This is a genomic window from Sphingobium sp. ba1 (genome assembly GCF_000743655.1).
Lineage (GTDB): Bacteria > Pseudomonadota > Alphaproteobacteria > Sphingomonadales > Sphingomonadaceae > Sphingobium.
On the sequence record NZ_JPPQ01000083.1, the window covers coordinates 594735 to 595383 of the forward strand.

The 649-nt window shown below is 59.6% G+C and carries 1 protein-coding gene; it reads right to left on the reverse strand.

Translation table 11 applies throughout. The annotated features are described in order from the left end of the window. A partial coding sequence (locus IL54_RS21990) for an ArdC family protein (protein ID WP_202807699.1) occupies positions 1–649 on the reverse strand: 649 nt, incomplete at both ends.

Genomic DNA, 649 nt, shown 5'->3' on the forward strand with positions numbered 1-649 from the left:
TTATGGCGAGGTGAGCATAACGCAAGCCAGTGTCCGACATAGCTTGCGTGGCTGTCGTGTAGGATATTCGGGAGATCCAGATCGGCGCAGCACAGCCCTGCCCCGATTTCGGCGACAAGCTCTTCAAATGCATAGGCTTTGTCGCCGAAGCGCTTGCCGAAGGTGCGAGCGAGTCTGTCGGCATGGCCCGACCAGTGGACTGTCTCATGGCACCTTGTCGATGCGTACAGATCCATGCTGCGGAACGATGTCCGATTTGGCATCTGGATATAATCAAAGGTCGGCGTGAAGTAGGCTTGGTTGCCGCCATGGCGCACATCGGCGGGGATGCCGGCGAAGAAAGCATCGATTGCCGCCTGGCGGAGGGAGGGCGCCACCGGCATCTGCGGCTCGTCTGGCGCATAGAAATAGGCGGGCAGCGCATCGATCTGGTCGGCGTTGAAGACGATGTAATGGCGAAGGAAGCGGATGTTGCGCTCCACCTCCTTGCCCGTTTCGGGATGCTCCTCCAGCTTCTTGAACGAGGAATAGTAGACCGAGATTGCGCCGGTTTCGCCGCGCCGAACATTGGCCCCGAGCGCCTCGGCCTGGCGATAGGTCATCCAGAACCGGGAACGATATCCCATCGCGTCTCCGAGCGCCCATAAAT